The sequence below is a fragment of the Nocardioides dongkuii genome, assembly GCF_014127485.1.
In the GTDB taxonomy this organism is placed as follows: domain Bacteria; phylum Actinomycetota; class Actinomycetes; order Propionibacteriales; family Nocardioidaceae; genus Nocardioides; species Nocardioides dongkuii.
This window is the reverse complement of record NZ_CP059903.1, coordinates 385,631-401,443: the sequence shown is the minus strand read 5'-3', so window position 1 is coordinate 401,443 and position 15,813 is coordinate 385,631. Positions and strand designations below refer to the sequence as shown.

Genomic DNA, 15,813 nt, shown 5'->3' with positions numbered 1-15,813 from the left:
ACATCGTTCCGGGATGAGTAGGCGTCCCCATGACGCCCTCCCGGTGACTCTCGAGTCCCCAAGGTAAAGACAATTGGGCCAGAGGGACAGACCCCATCGGCCTACGTGGGATAGTCCGAAATGACTAGTCCGTCCTAGTCATCTCCCCCTCGGGTCGGCTCCCGGGCGACCTCTCGGAGATGCCGGGCCACGGCGCGCTCCGCGTACCCTGGGAGCATGCCGACGACGCCCCCGCCCGCCGCGCCGCGCCTGACCCCTCGCCGGGTCGCCAGCCACATCGCCGTCATGCTCGCGGTCTCGGCCGTGCTCGGCGTCATCGTGGCCGGGCTGGCGATCCCGTTCGCGGGCGTGCTCGGCGTCGGGGCACGCAACGCCTCGGAGGCGCTCAGCGACCTCCCGGAGGAGCTCGACACCCAGGCGCTGCCGCAGCGCACCCAGATCCTGGACCGCCAGGGCGAGGTGATGGCGACCATCTACGACCAGAACCGCGTCGAGGTGCCGCTGCGCCAGATGTCGCGGACGATGGTCAAGGCGATCGTCGCGATCGAGGACTACCGGTTCTACGAGCACGGCGCGCTCGACCTCAAGGGCACCCTGCGTGCCTTCGTCACCAACGCCGCCAACGACGGCGCGTCGGTCCAGGGCGGCTCCTCGATCACCCAGCAGCTGGTCAAGCAGACGCTGGTGACGCAGGCGAGCTCCAAGCGGGAGCGCCGCGAGGCCACCGACAACAGCTACGCGCGCAAGCTGCGCGAGCTGCGCTACGCCATCGCGATGGAGGAGGAGCACTCCAAGGACTGGATCCTGGAGCGCTACCTCAACATCGCCTACTTCGGCGACGGCGCCTACGGCATCCAGGCGGCCGCCAAGCACTACTTCGACGTCAACGCCCGCGCGCTCAACCTGCGCCAGTCCGCGCTGCTCGCCGGGCTGGTGAAGAACCCCACCGGCTACGACCCGACCAACTACCCCGACCGGGCCATGGAGCGCCGCAACGTCGTGCTCGACCGGATGGCCGAGCTGAACGTCGTCCCCGCGGCCAAGGCCGAGAAGATCAAGGACAGCCCCCTGGGGCTCGACCCGCAGCCCGCCGACAACGGGTGCGTCTCCTCCGCCGCGCCGTTCTTCTGCGACTACGTCATGGAGTACCTGCTGCGCGACAAGTCGCTCGGCAAGAACCGCGACGAGCGCAGCCAGCTGCTCAAGAACGGCGGCCTCACGATCCGCACCACGCTCGACCAGCGCTTCCAGCGCTCCGCGGATGAGGCGGTCAGCACCCACGTCTACGCCAAGGTCAACGCGATCGGCGCGCTCGCGATGGTCGAGCCGGGCACGGGCGAGGTCCGGGCGGTGGCCCAGTCGCGGCCGATGGGCCGCAACAAGGAGAAGGGCCAGACCTACCTCAACTACGCGATCAACGAGAAGTACGGCACCGCCAAGGGGTTCCAGGGCGGCTCGACGTTCAAGGTCTTCATCCTGGCCCAGGCCATCGAGGACGGCACCCCGCTCTCCGAGGCCATCTACGCGCCCGACCCGGCGGTCCTCCGGCTGGAGGACTACGAGGACTGCGACGGCGAGCCCTACGGCTACGGCGAGTTCCCGATGACCAACTCCACCACCGACAGCATCACCGCCAACCTCTACAACGGCACCCGGCTCTCGGTGAACACGTTCTTCATGAAGCTCGAGCAGATCACCGGCCTGTGCGAGCCGTTCAGCCTCGCCCAGGAGATGGGCATCGACCTGGAGAACCCCACGGGCAAGGAGCAGCCCGACCGGCTGCCCGAGCGGGTCCCGACCTTCACCCTCGGTGTCGCCGACGTGAGCCCGCTGGAGATGGCCGAGGCCTACGCGACCTTCGGCGCCCGCGGGCTGCACTGCGACGCCCGCCCGGTCACCGCGATCGAGGACAGCAAGGGCAACCTGCTCAAGGAGTACCCCGCCCGCTGCACCCAGGTGATGGAGGAGTCCACGGCCGACGCGGTCAACGACATCCTCCGGGGGGTCATCGAGGGCGGGTTCGCCAGCGCCCAGAGCCTCGGCCGCGACGCCGCCGGCAAGACCGGCACGACCGACAGCGGCAACTCGGTCTGGTTCGCCGGCTACACCCCGACGATGGCCACCGCCGCGATGATCGCGGGCGCCAACGAGTTCGGGACCCCGTCCAGCCTCGAGGGCGTCAACATCGGGCCGATCACCATCTACGGCGCCTCCGGCTCCGGGTACGCCGCGCCCATCTGGGGCCAGGCCATGCGCGGCGTGCTGCCCTACATCGACGCCGAGTCGTTCGTCTACCCGTCCGGCGTCCCCGGCGCCGGGGTCACAGCCCCGGCCCCGCCGCCCGCGCCGCCGTCCAGCGGCGGCGGTGGTGACGACGGTGGCGGCGGTGGCGGCGGCGGCGGTCCTCGTGGCGGCGGCGGGCCGCGCGGCGGCGGAGGCGGCGGACGCGGCTGACCGCGCCGGTCAGCCGAGCTGGCGGCGTACCTCCGCGGCCACGGCGGCGCCGTCGGCCCGGCCCTTCACCTGGGGCTGGACCACGCCCATCACCTTGCCCATCGCCCGCATCCCCTCGCCCGCGGCGCCCACCTGCGCGACCGCCGCGGTGACGATCTCGGCGATCTCCTCGACGCTCAGCTGCTGGGGCAGGTAGTCGGCGAGCACCTCGGCCTCGGCCCGCTCCTTGGCGGCCATCTCCGGGCGGTTGCCGTCCTCGAACGCGACCGCGGCCTCGCGGCGCTTCTTCGCCTCGGAGGACAGCACGCCGACGATGTCGTCGTCGGTGAGCTCCTTGGCCTCCTTGCCGGCGACCTCGGCGTTGGTGACGGCCGTGAGGACCATCCGCAGGGTCGAGGAGCGCACCTCGTCGCGGCCCTTGATGGCAGCGGTCAGGTCGGCGCGGAGACGGTCCTTGAGGGAGCTCATGGGGCCCATTGTGGCAGCCTGTGCCGATGCCCCTCCCCCACGTCCTGCCGCGTCTCCTGACCCGCCTGGCGGCCGCCGGCGCGCTCGCCGGCGCCGGGCTGACGGCGTACGCCGCGACGGAGGCCCGGCGCTACACGCTGCGCCAGGTCGAGGTGCCGGTCCTGCCCGCCGGGCACCGACCGCTGCGGGTCCTGCACCTCTCCGACCTGCACGTCACCCCGGGACAGACCCGCAAGCTGGACTGGATCGCCGGCCTGGCGTCGCTACAACCGGACCTGGTCGTCGACACCGGCGACAACCTCGCGCACCGGGCGGCGGTGCCGGCCGTGCTGGACGCGCTCGGCGGGCTGCTGGACGTGCCGGGGGTCTTCGTCCTGGGCAGCAACGACTACTTCGAGCCGAGCTTCCGCAACCCGCTGCGCTACCTGCTCCCCGACGACGGCACGCGGCACACCGACGTCCCCGAGCTGCCGTGGCGCGAGCTCCGCGGCACCTTCACCTCCCGCGGCTGGGTCGACCTCACCAACACCCGGGCGACGCTGACGGTCGCCGGGACCCGGATCGCGTTCGCCGGCGTCGACGACCCGCACCTGGGCTACGACCGGCTCGAGGACGTCGCGGGCCCGGCCGACCCGACCGCAGACCTGCGCCTCGGCGTCGCGCACGCGCCGTACCTCCGGGTGCTCGACCAGCTCGCCGCCGACGGGTACGACGCGCTGCTGGCCGGCCACACCCACGGCGGCCAGGTCTGCCTGCCGGGCGGTCGCGCCCTGACCACCAACTGCGACCTCGAGCCCGCCCGGGCCCGCGGGCTGCACCGGCACCCGGCGGGGTCGCGGCCCGGTGACCCGGGCTCGGCGTGGCTGCACGTCTCGGCCGGGCTCGGCACCAGCCCGTACGCCCGGGTCCGGGTCGCCTGCCGGCCCGAGGCGACGCTGCTCACGCTCCGCCCGCGCCCCTGACCGCACCCCCGGGCCGATTGGGGAGTCACTCTCCGCCTCCGGTATGCTCCGGTGCTTGTGAGCCCGGCCCCGGCCGACGTTCACGATCGGGCTGTGGCGCAGCTTGGTAGCGCGCCTCGTTCGGGACGAGGAGGCCGCAGGTTCAAATCCTGTCAGCCCGACCGATCGACGTCCTCGACGTCAGGAGGAGCCCGGATCCGTCACCACGGATCCGGGCTCCTGCACGTCCCGGGTCTGACAGACTCAGCGCATGGCAGACGACGATCGCGACCCGGGGCCGCCGCCGTCCCTCGAGCCGCCCTCGCTCTTCCGGCGCAAGCGCCGGCCCCGTCCGGCTCCCGTCGACGAGCAGCCGACCGAGGTGATCGAGCCGGTCGCACCCGAGCCTGCTCCGGAGCCCGTCCCCGAGGCGCCCACCCAGGTCATCGCGACGACGCCCGAGCCCGAGCCGACGCCCGAGCCGGTGCCCGAGCCCGTCCCCACGCCGGAGCCGGTGCCCGAGCCGGAGCCGGTGCCCGCCCCCGCACCCGTGTCGGAGGCCGCGCCGCCGCTGTTCGCCGACGAGGTCGAGCCGGCGCCGGTGTCCGCGCCCCCCGCACGGCGCACCGGGGCCACCGCCGCCCCCGCCGCCCCCGCCGTCGCGACGGCGGCCGCACCCGAGAAGACCTCGCGCGTCCCGCGCATCCCCCGGGAGCCCGTGCTCACCGGTCTGGCGGCCGCGGCGGCGACCGGCGCCGTGGTCGGCCTGCTGGCCGTCGTCCTCACCTCGGGCAGCCTGCAGGTCTGCGACGCGGCCCGGGGCACGGCGTCGTGCGGCGACGCCGGGTTCTTCCTGCTCCTCGCGATCGTCGCCGTCTGCGTCGTCGCCGGCTCCGCGCTGCTGCGCTGGTCGAGGGTCCCCGACCCGGGCAGCACCAGCTTCCTCGCGGTCGGCCTGCTGGCCGTGGTGGCACTGCTGTTCCTCGTCGAGCACCTGCTCGACTGGTGGATGCTGATCGTGATCCCGGTCGTCAGCCTGGCGACCTACGCCGCCAGCTACTGGGTGACGACCTCGGTCATCGAGCCCGCCCGCGAGTAGCGGGCGGAGGGCCAGGCATCGCCGCTAGGGCAGGTGGGCGGTGAGCCGGCGGGTGCCGTACGTGCCGTCGCCCTTCGGGGCCCGGACCTTGGCCTTGACCGTGGACAGCCCCCACGGCAGCACCCGGTGGGTGGAGACCTTCTTGTAGAGCGTCACCGCCCCCCGCTGCTCTGCCGAGACCGCGGGGCCCAGGCGGCGCGGGATCGGCTTCCCGACGCCGCGGTAGGCGACGCGCGTCCGGACCGGCACCCCCGCTCGGTTCACCACCTTGAGGACCGAGGTGACCTTCGTCCTCCCGGTCCTGGGGCGGTACACCGTGGCGACGCACAGCTCGGCGCGCACGGACGTGCCCGCGACCCGCTCGAGACCGGTGCAGGTCCGCGAGGTGGCGGCGCCGATGCCGCTGTCGTCAGCGGCGGCCGGTGGTGCGAGCAGGGCCACCGACGCGGAGCAGGCGGCGGCAGCGGTCATGAGCGCCAGGTAACGGCGCAGAGCCTCAGGCATAGATGTCCCCCCATCTACGCGTGAGTGTAGGGGTCGACCCACCCGGAGGTGTGCGAACCCGCACATCGTCCACCGCGGCTCGCCTCAGAGCGCGGCGGCCACCAGCTCGGCGATCTGCACGGTGTTGAGGGCCGCGCCCTTGCGCAGGTTGTCGTTGGAGATGAACATCGCCAGCCCGCGGTCGCCGTCGACGCCCTCGTCCTGCCGCAGCCGCCCGACGTACGACGGGTCCTTGCCGGCCGCCTGCAGCGGCGTGGGCACCTCGGAGAGCTCGACGCCGGGGGCGCCCGCCAGCAGCTCGCGCGCCCGGTCGACCGTCATCGCCGAGGCGAACTCGGCGTTGACCGCGAGCGAGTGCCCGGTGAAGACCGGGACCCGCACGCAGATCCCGGAGACCCGGAGGTCGGGGATGCCGAGGATCTTGCGGGACTCGTGGCGGAGCTTCTGCTCCTCGTCGGTCTCGCCGAGCCCGTCGTCGACGATCGAGCCCGCCATCGGGAGCACGTTGTAGGCGATGGGGCGCACGTAGGTCTGCGGGTCGGGGAAGGCCACGGCCTCGCCGTCGTACGCCAGCTCGCGGGCCTTGTCGCCGGCAGCCGCGACCTGGCCGGCGAGCTCCTCGACGCCGGCGACGCCGGAGCCGGAGACCGCCTGGTAGGTGGAGACGACCAGGCGCACCAGCCCGGCCTCCTCGTGCAGCGGCTTGAGCACCGGCATCGCGGCCATCGTCGTGCAGTTGGGGTTGGCGATGATCCGGCCGTGGGCGAGCGCGATCGCCTCGGGATTCACCTCCGAGCAGACCAGCGGGATCTCGGGGTCCCGGCGGAACGCCGAGGAGTTGTCGATGACCATCACGCCGGCCTCGGCGAACCGCGGCGCGAGCGCGCGCGACGTGCTCGCCCCGGCGGAGAACAGGGCGATGTCGAGACCGGTGGGGTCGGCGGTGGCGGCGTCCTCGACGACGACCTCGCGGCCGGCGTACGCCAGCACGGTGCCGGCGGAGCGGGCGGAGGCGAAGAACCGGAGGTCGCCGACCGGGAAGTCGCGCTCCTCGAGGATCTGGCGCATCGCGACGCCCACCTGGCCGGTGGCACCGACGATGCCGACGTTCACGGTGGCCCTGGTCATCTGCCGGTCCCGCCGTAGACGACCGCCTCGACCTCGTCGGAGTCGAGGTCGAAGGCGGTGTGGGTGGCGCGCACGGCCTCGTCGACCCGGGCCTCCTCGACGATCACCGAGATCCGGATCTCCGAGGTCGAGATCATCTCGATGTTCACGCCGGCCGAGGCCAGCGCGGCGAAGAAGCGCGCGGTGATGCCCGGGTGGGACCGCATGCCGGCGCCGATCAGCGACACCTTGCCGACCTGGTCGTTGTAGAGCAGCTGGTCGTAGCCGACCTCGTCCTGGATCCGCGCCAGTGCGCTCATCGCGGCCTGGCCGTCGGTGCGCGGGAGCGTGAAGGAGATGTCGGTGAGCCCGGTCGAGGCCGCGGACACGTTCTGCACCACCATGTCGAGGTTGACCTCGGTCGCGCCCAGCGCCTCGAAGATGCGGGCCGCCTCGCCCACCTTGTCGGGGACGCCGACGACGGTGATCTTGGCCTCGCTGCGGTCGTGGGCGACGCCGGCGATGATCGCCTGCTCCATCTCTGCTCCCTGCTGTGCGTCGGGGATGATCCAGGTGCCCTCCTTCTGGGAGAAGGAGGAGCGCACGTGGATGGGCATGTCGTAGCGGCGGGCGTACTCGACGCACCGCAGGTGCAGGATCTTGGCGCCGCAGGCCGCCATCTCGAGCATCTCCTCGGTGGAGATGCGGTCGAGCTTGCGGGCGGCGGGCACGATCCGCGGGTCGGCGGTGAAGACGCCGTCGACGTCGCTGTAGATCTCGCACACGTCGGCCTTGAGCGCGGCCGCCAGCGCCACCGCGGTGGTGTCGGAGGCGCCCCGGCCGAGCGTGGTGACGTCCTTGGTGTCCTGGGAGACGCCCTGGAAGCCGGCGACGATCGCGATCGCGCCGTCCTTGATGGCGTTCTCGATCCGGCCCGGCGTGATGTCGATGATCTTGGCCTTGCCGTGCGCGGAGTCGGTGATCACGCCGGCCTGGGAGCCCGTGAACGACTGCGCCTTGTGGCCGAGCTGGGCGATCGCCATCGCGACCAGCGCCATCGACATCCGCTCCCCCGCGGTGAGCAGCATGTCGAGCTCGCGCGGCGGCGGCAGCGGGGTCACCTGCTCGGCGAGGTCGCGGAGCTCGTCGGTGGTGTCGCCCATGGCCGAGACCACGACGACGACGTCGTGACCGGCCTTGCGCGTGTTGACGATCCGCTGTGCGACTCGCTTGATCCCGGTCGCGTCAGCGACGGACGAGCCGCCGTACTTCTGCACGACAATGCCCACGGCGTTCCCTCAGGTTGGTGTGTGACGACGGGGCCGCCGGTCCGGACCCGCCGCTCCTGAGGCTGCACGGGCGGTGTGGCGACCGCGTCCGAGCCTACCGGCCCGCTGTCTCGACCCCGCCGAGCATCTCATCGGCGGCGGCGACCTGCTCGGCGTCGAGGTCGTCGTCGGCGTCGAGGCGGGAGTGGGTCACGATCGAGTGCAGCGCGCTCAGCGCGGCGGTCGCGCTGGTGCCCCACGAGGAGACGTAGGAGAACTGCCACCACCACAGCGCCTCGTTGACGTGGCCGTGGCGGAAGTGCCGCAGCCCGTTGGCGACGTCGCTGGCGATCGCGGTGAGCTCGTCGGAGAGGTTGGCGGTGACCACCTCGGGGACGTAGGGGTCGAAGACGTAGGAGTAGGTGTCGACCGGGTCCAGGAGGGTCGCGAGCCGCATCCGCATCGCGTCCAGGTCGGGGTCGGGCCCGACGTCGGGCTGGTACTCCTGGTCGGGCGTGAAGTCGGCCTGCGCGCCGAGCCGGGCCCCGGCCAGCAGCAGCTGGCTGACCTCGAGGAGCAGCAGCGAGATCGTCGCGCCGCCGTCCTCCTCACGGGAGATCGCCTGGAGCGCGACCAGGAAGCTCTCGACCTGGTCGGCGATCTGCTGGGCGAACTCCTCCATCGCGGAGTCCGGCAGCAGCTGCTCGGCCAGCTGTGCGGCCGTCGGCTGCCCGGTGTCCTGCTCAGTCATCTGCGGACCGCCTTCCCACGAACGCTCGTCCCAGGGTGACCTCGTCGGCGTACTCCAGGTCACCGCCCACCGGCAGTCCACTCGCCAACCGGGTCACGCGCAACCCGAGCGGCCTCAGCATCCGGGTGAGGTACGTCGCCGTCGCCTCGCCCTCGAGGTTGGGGTCGGTGGCCAGGATCGTCTCGGTGATCGCCCCGTCGGCCAGCCGCGTCATCAGCTCGCGGATGCGCAGCTGCTCGGGGCCGATGCCGTCGATCGGCGAGATCGCCCCGCCGAGGACGTGGTAGCGGCCGCGGTACTCGCGGGTGCGCTCGATCGCCACGACGTCCTTGTACTCCTCGACCACGCACAGCACCGACGGGTCACGCCGCGGGTCGCGGCAGATCCGGCACTGGTCGTCCTCGGAGACGTTGAAGCAGATGCTGCAGAACTTGACCTTGGCCTTGACCTCGACAAGCACGTCGGCGAGCCGGCGTACGTCGGCCGGCTCGGCCTGGAGCAGGTGGAACGCGATCCGCTGCGCGCTCTTGGGACCCACCCCGGGAAGCCGGCCGAGCTCGTCGATCAGGTCCTGGACGACGCCTTCGTACAAAGGAGGTCCCTAGAACCCGAGCCGACCGGGGCCCGCGAGGCCACCGTCGCCCGGGTCGCCGCCGAGAGCGCCGCCCAGACCGCCGGCCAGCGGGCCGAGGGCCTCGCCGGCGAGCGCGTCGGCCTGGGCCTTGGCGTCGCGGTAGGCGGCGACGATCATGTCGCCGAGGTCGGAGAGGTCGTCGGCGTCGGTGCCGTCGAACTGCCCGGCCTTGACCACCACGCCGACCAGCTCGCCGGTGCCGTTGACGGTGACGGTGACCGCGCCACCGGCGACGGTGCCGTCGACCGTCGCCTCGGCGAGCCGTTCCTGGGCCGACACCAGCTGCTCCTGCATCTGCTGGGCCTGCTGGAGCAGGGCGTTCATGTCGAGACCACCGGCACCGCCGAGGGCGTCGAAGGGGTTCTGGGTCATGGGGTCCTCACCTCGGGAGAGAGCGGTTCACTGATGGCGGATCTCCTCGATCACCTGGGCACCGAGCTCGCGGGCGAGCAGCTCGGCGCCGCCGAGCCCGTCGGTGTCGGCATCGAGGTCGTCGGGGTGGGCGTCGGCGTCGGCCTCGGCCAGGTCGGGCCCGCGCGGCGCCTCGGCACCGGCCGGCCGGGTCTGCTGGACCGCCTCGCGCGCCCGGGCGATCGCCTCGGGGCCCGCGGCCTCGGCGGAGCGGGCCGGCGGTGTCTCCCGCGGGGCCGGGGAGTCGGACGGCGCCGCGTCGTCCGCGGGACCGGACCCCGGCGCCGCGGCGGGGTCGGCGGTCTGGGACGGCGGGGCGGCGGGCCGTCCGGTGCCGGGCTGGGCACCGGGATCGACGATCGTCTCGATCTTCCAGTCGGCGCCCACGACGTCGATGGCCGCCTGGCGCAGCACCTCGTCGCAGCCGCCGGCGACGAACGAGTCGCGCGCACCGGAGTTGGAGAACCCGAGGGTGACGACCCTGCCCTCGACCGCGACGACCTGGCAGTTCTGGGTGAGGATCATCCAGGCGACCCGTCGGCGCATCTTGGTGGCCTCGACGATGTCGGGCCACAGTCGGCGCACGTCGACGAGCGTGAGGGCGCCGGCCGCCGGGGCGGGCTCCCCCGGCTGCTCGGCGCGCGGGGCAGGCGTGGGCTCAGGCGTGGGCTCAGGCGTGGGCTCGGGCGTGGGCTCGGGCGCCGGCCCCGTCTCGGCCGGAGCCGGAGCCTCCGGGGCGGCGGCCGGCGGGGCCGCGGGGGGCGTGTCCACCGGACGGGGCCCCGCGACGGGCGGGGTGGGCGGCGCCGCGGCCTCGGTGGGCCGGTCGCTGGCCAGGTGGACGTCGGCGGGGCGGTCCTGGGCCGGCAGGGACGGCGCCGCGGGGGCGGCCGGCGCGGAGGGGACGCCGGTGATGGTGAGCCGCTTCTCGAGGCGGTCGACCCGGGCCATCAGCCCGGCCGTCGAGTGGTCGGCGCCGGGCAGCAGCACCCGGGCACAGATGAGCTCGAGCAGCAGCCGCGGGGCGGTGGCCCCGCGCATCTCGGTGAGACCGGTGGCGACCAGGTCGGCGGCCCGGCTCAGCTCGGCGGCGCCGAAGCGCGCGGCCTGGGCCACGAGCCGCTCCCCCTGGTCCTGGGAGACGTCGATCAGGCCGGTCGCCGTCGCCTCGGGGACCGCCGCCACGATCACCAGGTCGCGCAGCCGGCGCAGCAGGTCCTCGGTGAACCGGCGGGGGTCCTGACCGGTCTCGATGACCTTGTCGACCACCCCGAAGACCGCCGCGCCGTCGCCGGCGGCGAACGCGTCGACGACCTCGTCGAGCAGCGTGTCGGGGGTGTAGCCGAGCAGCCCGGTCGCGAGCTCGTGGGTGACGCCCTCGGGGCCGGCGCCGCCGAGCAGCTGGTCGAGCACCGAGAGGGTGTCGCGGGCCGAGCCGCCACCCGCGCGCACGACCAGCGGCAGCGCGGCCGGGGCGATGGTGACCTGCTCGCGCTCGCAGAGGTCGGTGAGGTACGCCGAGAGCAGGCGCGGCGGGATCAGCCGGAAGGGGTAGTGGTGGGTGCGCGACCGGATCGTCGGCAGCACCTTGTCGGGCTCGGTGGTGGCGAAGATGAACCGGAGGTGCGGCGGGGGCTCCTCGACCAGCTTCAGCAGGGCGTTGAAGCCCTGCGTGGTCACCATGTGCGCCTCGTCGATGATGTAGACCTTGTAGCGGCTGCGGACCGGGGAGAAGAACGCCTTCTCGCGCAGGTCGCGGGCGTCGTCGACGCCGCCGTGGGACGCCGCGTCGATCTCGATGACGTCGATGGAGCCGGGGCCGCCGCGGGCGAGGTCGCGGCAGCTGTCGCACTCACCGCACGGGTCGGCCACGGGGGCCTGCTCGCAGTTGAGCGCCCGGGCGAGGATCCGCGCCGAGGTGGTCTTGCCGCACCCGCGGGGGCCAGAGAACAGGTAGGCGTGGTTGACCCGGTTGTTGGCCAGGGCGGCCCGGAGCGGCGCGGTCACGTGGTCCTGGCCGATGACCTCGGCGAACGTCTCCGGCCGGTAGCGGCGGTACAGCGCGAGGGGGGACTCCACTCCAGCACCCTAACGACCGGGTCCGACAGCCCGGTACCGGCCGGGCCCCGGAGACGAGAAGGCCCCCCGCGCACCCGACAGAGCTCACTGACCCTTGCTGCCTTCCGGCCCTGGGGGAGTTGGGTGAGATGCCGCCACACGGGGGGTTGGGCATGAGTGTAGGCGAGCCCCTCCCGGGCCGCCAAAGCCACCCCGCACCCCGCACGGAGCGGGCGCACCGGGGACACGGGGAGGGGATTTCACGACCGTCCGGACCGACCGGTACGCTCCTCGGCGGAGGATTCGCCTAGTGGCCTATGGCGCTCGCTTGGAAAGCGGGTTGGGTTAACAGCCCTCAGGGGTTCGAATCCCCTATCCTCCGCCACTCGACGGCGCCGGCCCCCGCACAGGGGGCCGGCGCCGTCCTGCGTTCCGGGTCCCGCGCGGGTCACCGCACGGTCGCGCTCCACCGTTACCTGCGGAAAACCTCGCGGAAACGCCGCCTCCCTACGGTGACGCCCTCGATCAGTTCTCGCCCGCGGGTCCTCGGTGATGGCCGTGGGCTGTGGGTGACCCGACCTCGGAGCGCCCCTTGCCAAGCACCCTCACGCGGAGCCTGGGGGGCGGCCTCGCCGCCGTCCTCCTCTCCGCCACCCTGACCAGCGTGTCGCTGGCACCGGCCCACGCCGCACCGGCCGACCCGGAGGTCGCCGCGGGCGACGGCTGGACCGTCACCCCCGCCGCCGGCGGCTACCAGGTCACCGTCGACCTCGACGCGCCGCTGCCGATCCGCTCGGACGCGCCGACGATCCTGGTCGACGGCGAGAGCATCGGACTGGCCACCGAGTCCGCCGACGGCCTGTCGCTGTCGGTCTTCACCGCGGACCCGGCGGTCGCGGACGCCGCGCAGGTGACCCCCGGGTGGGCCAGCCAGTCCGACACCGCGGGCGCCCGGACCACCGACGCCGTCGAGGTCCCCCCGGCGACCGCGGCGAAGGCGCTGGACGCCGACCCGTCCTCGATCGGCTCCTACGACTGGACCGAGTCGATCTACAAGTTCGGCGAGCAGAGCATCCCGCTGGCCGCCATCGGCGGGATCGACGGCGAGCTGGAGGGCAAGCTGTACCTGCCCACGACCGGCGGCGCCCGCCCGACCGTGGTCCTGCTGCACGGCCGGCACGGCTCCTGCTACGGCACCGGCACGGCCAACCCGCTGCGCTGGCCCTGCACCACCACTCCCGAGGACACCAGCAGGAAGTCGATCCCCAGCTACCTCGGGTACGACGGCACCGCGCGGGCCCTGGCGAGCAACGGGTACGCCGTGGTCTCGATCTCCGCGAACGCGATCAACGCCAACGACAACCAGCTGGCGGCCGACCAGGGCGCCCAGGCACGCGGCCAGCTGCTCCTCGACACGCTCACCCTCCTGCGGGACGCCGGCAAGGGCGACCCGGTCTCGTACCACGACGCGTGGGAGGACCGGGACGTCAGCCTGGACCAGGCGTTCGTCGAGGGCGCGGAGGCGCTCGCCGAGCGCGCCGAGGGCTTCCCGAACGGCGTCGAGCCGCTCGACCCGGTGCGGGCCGCCGACCTGGTCGGCCGCTTCGACCTGAGCACGATCGGCATGATGGGTCACTCGCGCGGCGGCGAGGGCGTCACCTCGGCCGCCGTCCTCAACCAGGCGCTCGACTCCCCGTGGGCGATCGAGTCGATCCTGCCGCTCGCGCCGGTCGACTTCGGGCGGATGACCGTGCCGGACGTGCCGATGAACGTGATGCTCCCCTACTGCGACGGCGACGTCTCCAACCAGCAGGGCCAGCACATGCTCGACGACTCGCGCTACGCCTTCGACGACGACGTCCTGCGCAGCGGGGTCTGGGCGATGGGCGCCAACCACAACTTCTACAACACCGTGTGGACGCCGGGGCAGTACGCCTACAGCGTCAGCGATGACTGGAGCGGCAGCGCCGCCCGGCGGACGGAGCCGATCTGCGGCACCGACCCGACCGTCGCGGAGACCTCGATCCGGATGACGCCCCAGGAGCAGTACGACCAGGGCACGGCGTACATGGCCGGCTGGTTCCGCGCCACCCTCGGTGGCGAGCGCCAGTTCCTGCCGATGTTCGACGGCACCGGCGCGGTGCCGGCGGTCCTCGGCGACGAGGACGTCCGCAGCATGGCGACCGCCCCGGCCTCGGCCCGGAGCACCGTCACCAGCTTCGAGAGCACCACGTCGCTGGTCCGGACCTTCGGCACCGCCACCGCGACGGTGTGCGCCAGCATGAACGCGCGCACCACCGCCCAGACGCTGCCCGCCTGCACGGCGAACCAGGCCAGCGCCACCGTGCCGCACTGGACCCCGGCCACCAACGGCGGCAACGTGCCGGCCACGCCGGTGACCCGGATGACCTGGACCTCGGGCACCGGGGAGCTGCGGGTCGGCGTCCCCGCCGGCCGGCGCGACGCCCGCGGCTTCGAGCGGCTCTCGGTCAAGATGGCGGCCGACGAGACCGTCGCCTCGGGCACCGACCTCACCCTGACCGTCGTGGACGGCAAGGGCGCCACCTGGCGCTCCCCGGTCTCGGCGCTCAACCCGCTCGCCCTGGTACGGCTGCCGACGTCGACGAACCCGAACGCGACGTCCACGCTGAGGAAGATCGTGCTCCAGCAGGTCAACGTGCCCACCGCCGCCCTCACCGAGGCCGGCCTCACGGTCGGCGACCTGCGGGAGGTGCGGTTCACCGCGGCCCAGGGCCTGGACGCCACCGCCGCCGGCGGGGCGTACCTCTCGGACCTGGCGTTCGAGAGCTCCGCCGTCGGCACCCCGCGGCAGCGGACCTGGCCGACGATCGACGTCTACGCACCCAACACCGTCGAGGGCGACGCTCCCGGCACCGTGGACCTGGCGGTCTACCTCGACGAGCCGGCGACCTCGACGGTCGTGGGGTACGCCTCCCTGCTGGGCTCCAGCTCCAGCCGGGCCGGCGCCACGATGGAGCGGGTGACCTTCGCCCCCGGCCAGACCTGCCAGGTGGTGACCGCCGCCGTGCAGGGTGACGACGCGGCGAGCACCACCAACGGCACGACGGTCAAGGCCAGCGTCATCAACACCTCGGGCGCGGTGATGGGCAAGCGGGCGATCGTGAACATGACCGTCAGCGAGGACGACGGGCTGCTCCCGAGCGGCACGCCTCCCACGACGCCGGCCGCGCTGCCGGCGTACGGCACTCCCGGGCCGGCCTGCGCCGAGCTCGAGGGCGTGCTCGCGGGTGGCACCGTCGAGGGGCCGACGCACGCCGCCCCCGGCAGCGCGTTCACGCTGACGGCCGCCGGGTTCCGCTCCGGGGAGTCGGTGACCTTCACGGCCACCGGGATGGAGCCGGTGACCGTGGTCGCCGACGGGACCGGCCTCGCGACCGCGACGCTGACGGTGCCCGCGGACGTCGCGCGCGGCGACGTCGCCGTGACCGCCGTCGGGGCCGGCACCGGCCGCACGGCCACGGGGGCGTTCTCCACGAAGGCCCCGACCTCGGTCACCCTCGCGATGAGCGAGCCGTCGGGCGTGTTCGGCACCCCGGGCACGGTCGACGTCGAGGTCAGCGGGGCCACCGGGGGCGAGGTGGAGCTCACCGTCGGCTCGACCACCGCCACCGTGCCGGTCGACGAGACCGGGTCGGCGACCTACCAGCTCCCGGCGCTGCTGCCGGCGGGCCGGCACACCGTGCGGGCGACGTACCTCGGCACGGCCGACGCGGACCGGTCCACGTCGACCATGACGTACCGGGTCACGAAGAAGGCCACCCGCACCAAGGTCAAGGCCGCCCGGTCGGTGGCCGGGGGCGGCAAGCTGGCCGTCACGGTGCGGATCCGCGACCTGGTCCCGGGCGCCGCCCCGCTCGGCGAGGTGAAGCTGCGGATCGTGGGCGGCGGCGGGACCTACGACGTGCAGAAGCTGCGCCGGCTCACCGCCGGCCGGACCGGGACGGTGACCTTCACCCTCACGGCGCCGCGCCGGCTCGAGAAGCTGCGGCTCACGGCGAGGTACATCGCGACCGGCAGCTACGCCGGGAGCACGTCGCCGGTGCGGACGGTCCGGGTGCGCTGACCACCCGCTGCAC

Annotated in this window: 12 protein-coding genes, 2 tRNA genes and 1 other RNA gene; 6 read left to right on the top strand and 9 right to left on the bottom strand. The window is 73.5% G+C overall.

Features of this window, described 5'->3' with window-relative positions; genetic code table 11:
• Positions 1–216 precede the first annotated feature (216 nt).
• Positions 217–2,454: a transglycosylase domain-containing protein gene (locus H4O22_RS01815; RefSeq protein ID WP_182525413.1), complete on the top strand. Its 2,238-nt coding sequence runs from the start codon at positions 217–219 to the stop codon at positions 2,452–2,454.
• A gap of 9 nt (positions 2,455–2,463) precedes the next feature.
• On the opposite strand, the gene H4O22_RS01810 is transcribed toward H4O22_RS01815, so the two are convergent.
• Positions 2,464–2,922, bottom strand: a complete 459-nt coding sequence (locus tag H4O22_RS01810; RefSeq protein WP_182525412.1) for a GatB/YqeY domain-containing protein — start codon at positions 2,920–2,922, stop codon at positions 2,464–2,466.
• Positions 2,923–2,948: 26 nt separating this feature from the next.
• Between H4O22_RS01810 and H4O22_RS01805 the strand changes: the two genes are divergently transcribed.
• The 3 genes from H4O22_RS01805 (at position 2,949) to H4O22_RS01795 (ending at position 4,962) form a co-directional block, all read left to right on the top strand.
• Entirely contained in the window at positions 2,949–3,884 is a 936-nt protein-coding gene (locus tag H4O22_RS01805) for a metallophosphoesterase (RefSeq protein WP_182525411.1), read from the top strand.
• Positions 3,885–3,971: 87 nt separating this feature from the next.
• A tRNA-Pro gene (locus H4O22_RS01800) sits at positions 3,972–4,045 on the top strand.
• Between the two features lie 89 nt (positions 4,046–4,134).
• Positions 4,135–4,962: a hypothetical protein gene (locus H4O22_RS01795; protein ID WP_182527262.1), complete on the top strand. Its 828-nt coding sequence runs from the start codon at positions 4,135–4,137 to the stop codon at positions 4,960–4,962.
• Positions 4,963–4,986: 24 nt separating this feature from the next.
• Here the strand turns inward: H4O22_RS01795 and H4O22_RS01790 are convergent, their stop codons facing one another.
• The 8 genes from H4O22_RS01790 to ffs form a co-directional block, all read right to left on the bottom strand.
• The gene (locus tag H4O22_RS01790; RefSeq protein ID WP_182525410.1) at positions 4,987–5,433 is read right to left on the bottom strand and encodes a hypothetical protein; all 447 of its coding nucleotides are present in this window, start codon (positions 5,431–5,433) and stop codon (positions 4,987–4,989) included.
• A 117-nt stretch (positions 5,434–5,550) separates the two neighbouring features.
• Positions 5,551–6,594: an aspartate-semialdehyde dehydrogenase gene (locus tag H4O22_RS01785; RefSeq protein WP_182525409.1), complete on the bottom strand. Its 1,044-nt coding sequence runs from the start codon at positions 6,592–6,594 to the stop codon at positions 5,551–5,553.
• The gene (locus H4O22_RS01780; protein WP_182525408.1) at positions 6,591–7,862 is read right to left on the bottom strand and encodes an aspartate kinase; all 1,272 of its coding nucleotides are present in this window, start codon (positions 7,860–7,862) and stop codon (positions 6,591–6,593) included. Before H4O22_RS01780 ends, H4O22_RS01785 begins: the two co-directional genes overlap by 4 nt.
• Positions 7,863–7,956: 94 nt before the next feature.
• Positions 7,957–8,592, bottom strand: coding sequence for a DUF5063 domain-containing protein (locus tag H4O22_RS01775; protein WP_227465847.1), 636 nt, complete (start codon positions 8,590–8,592; stop codon positions 7,957–7,959).
• Positions 8,585–9,184, bottom strand: coding sequence for a recombination mediator RecR (gene recR, locus H4O22_RS01770; RefSeq protein ID WP_182525407.1), 600 nt, complete (start codon positions 9,182–9,184; stop codon positions 8,585–8,587). The genes H4O22_RS01775 and recR overlap by 8 nt, the downstream gene beginning before the upstream one ends.
• A gap of 9 nt (positions 9,185–9,193) precedes the next feature.
• Positions 9,194–9,598 (bottom strand): YbaB/EbfC family nucleoid-associated protein, encoded by a 405-nt coding sequence (locus H4O22_RS01765; RefSeq protein WP_182525406.1) that lies wholly within the window; start codon positions 9,596–9,598, stop codon positions 9,194–9,196.
• A gap of 27 nt (positions 9,599–9,625) precedes the next feature.
• Entirely contained in the window at positions 9,626–11,716 is a 2,091-nt protein-coding gene (locus H4O22_RS01760; RefSeq protein ID WP_182525405.1) for a DNA polymerase III subunit gamma and tau, read from the bottom strand.
• 57 nt (positions 11,717–11,773) lie between these two features.
• Positions 11,774–11,864: signal recognition particle sRNA small type (gene ffs, locus H4O22_RS01755), an RNA gene on the bottom strand.
• Between the two features lie 127 nt (positions 11,865–11,991).
• On the opposite strand from ffs, the gene H4O22_RS01750 reads away from it, so the two are divergent.
• Positions 11,992–12,080, top strand: a tRNA-Ser gene (locus tag H4O22_RS01750).
• A 207-nt stretch (positions 12,081–12,287) separates the two neighbouring features.
• The gene (locus tag H4O22_RS01745) at positions 12,288–15,800 is read left to right on the top strand and encodes an Ig-like domain repeat protein (protein ID WP_182525404.1); all 3,513 of its coding nucleotides are present in this window, start codon (positions 12,288–12,290) and stop codon (positions 15,798–15,800) included.
• Positions 15,801–15,813: the final 13 nt, after the last annotated feature.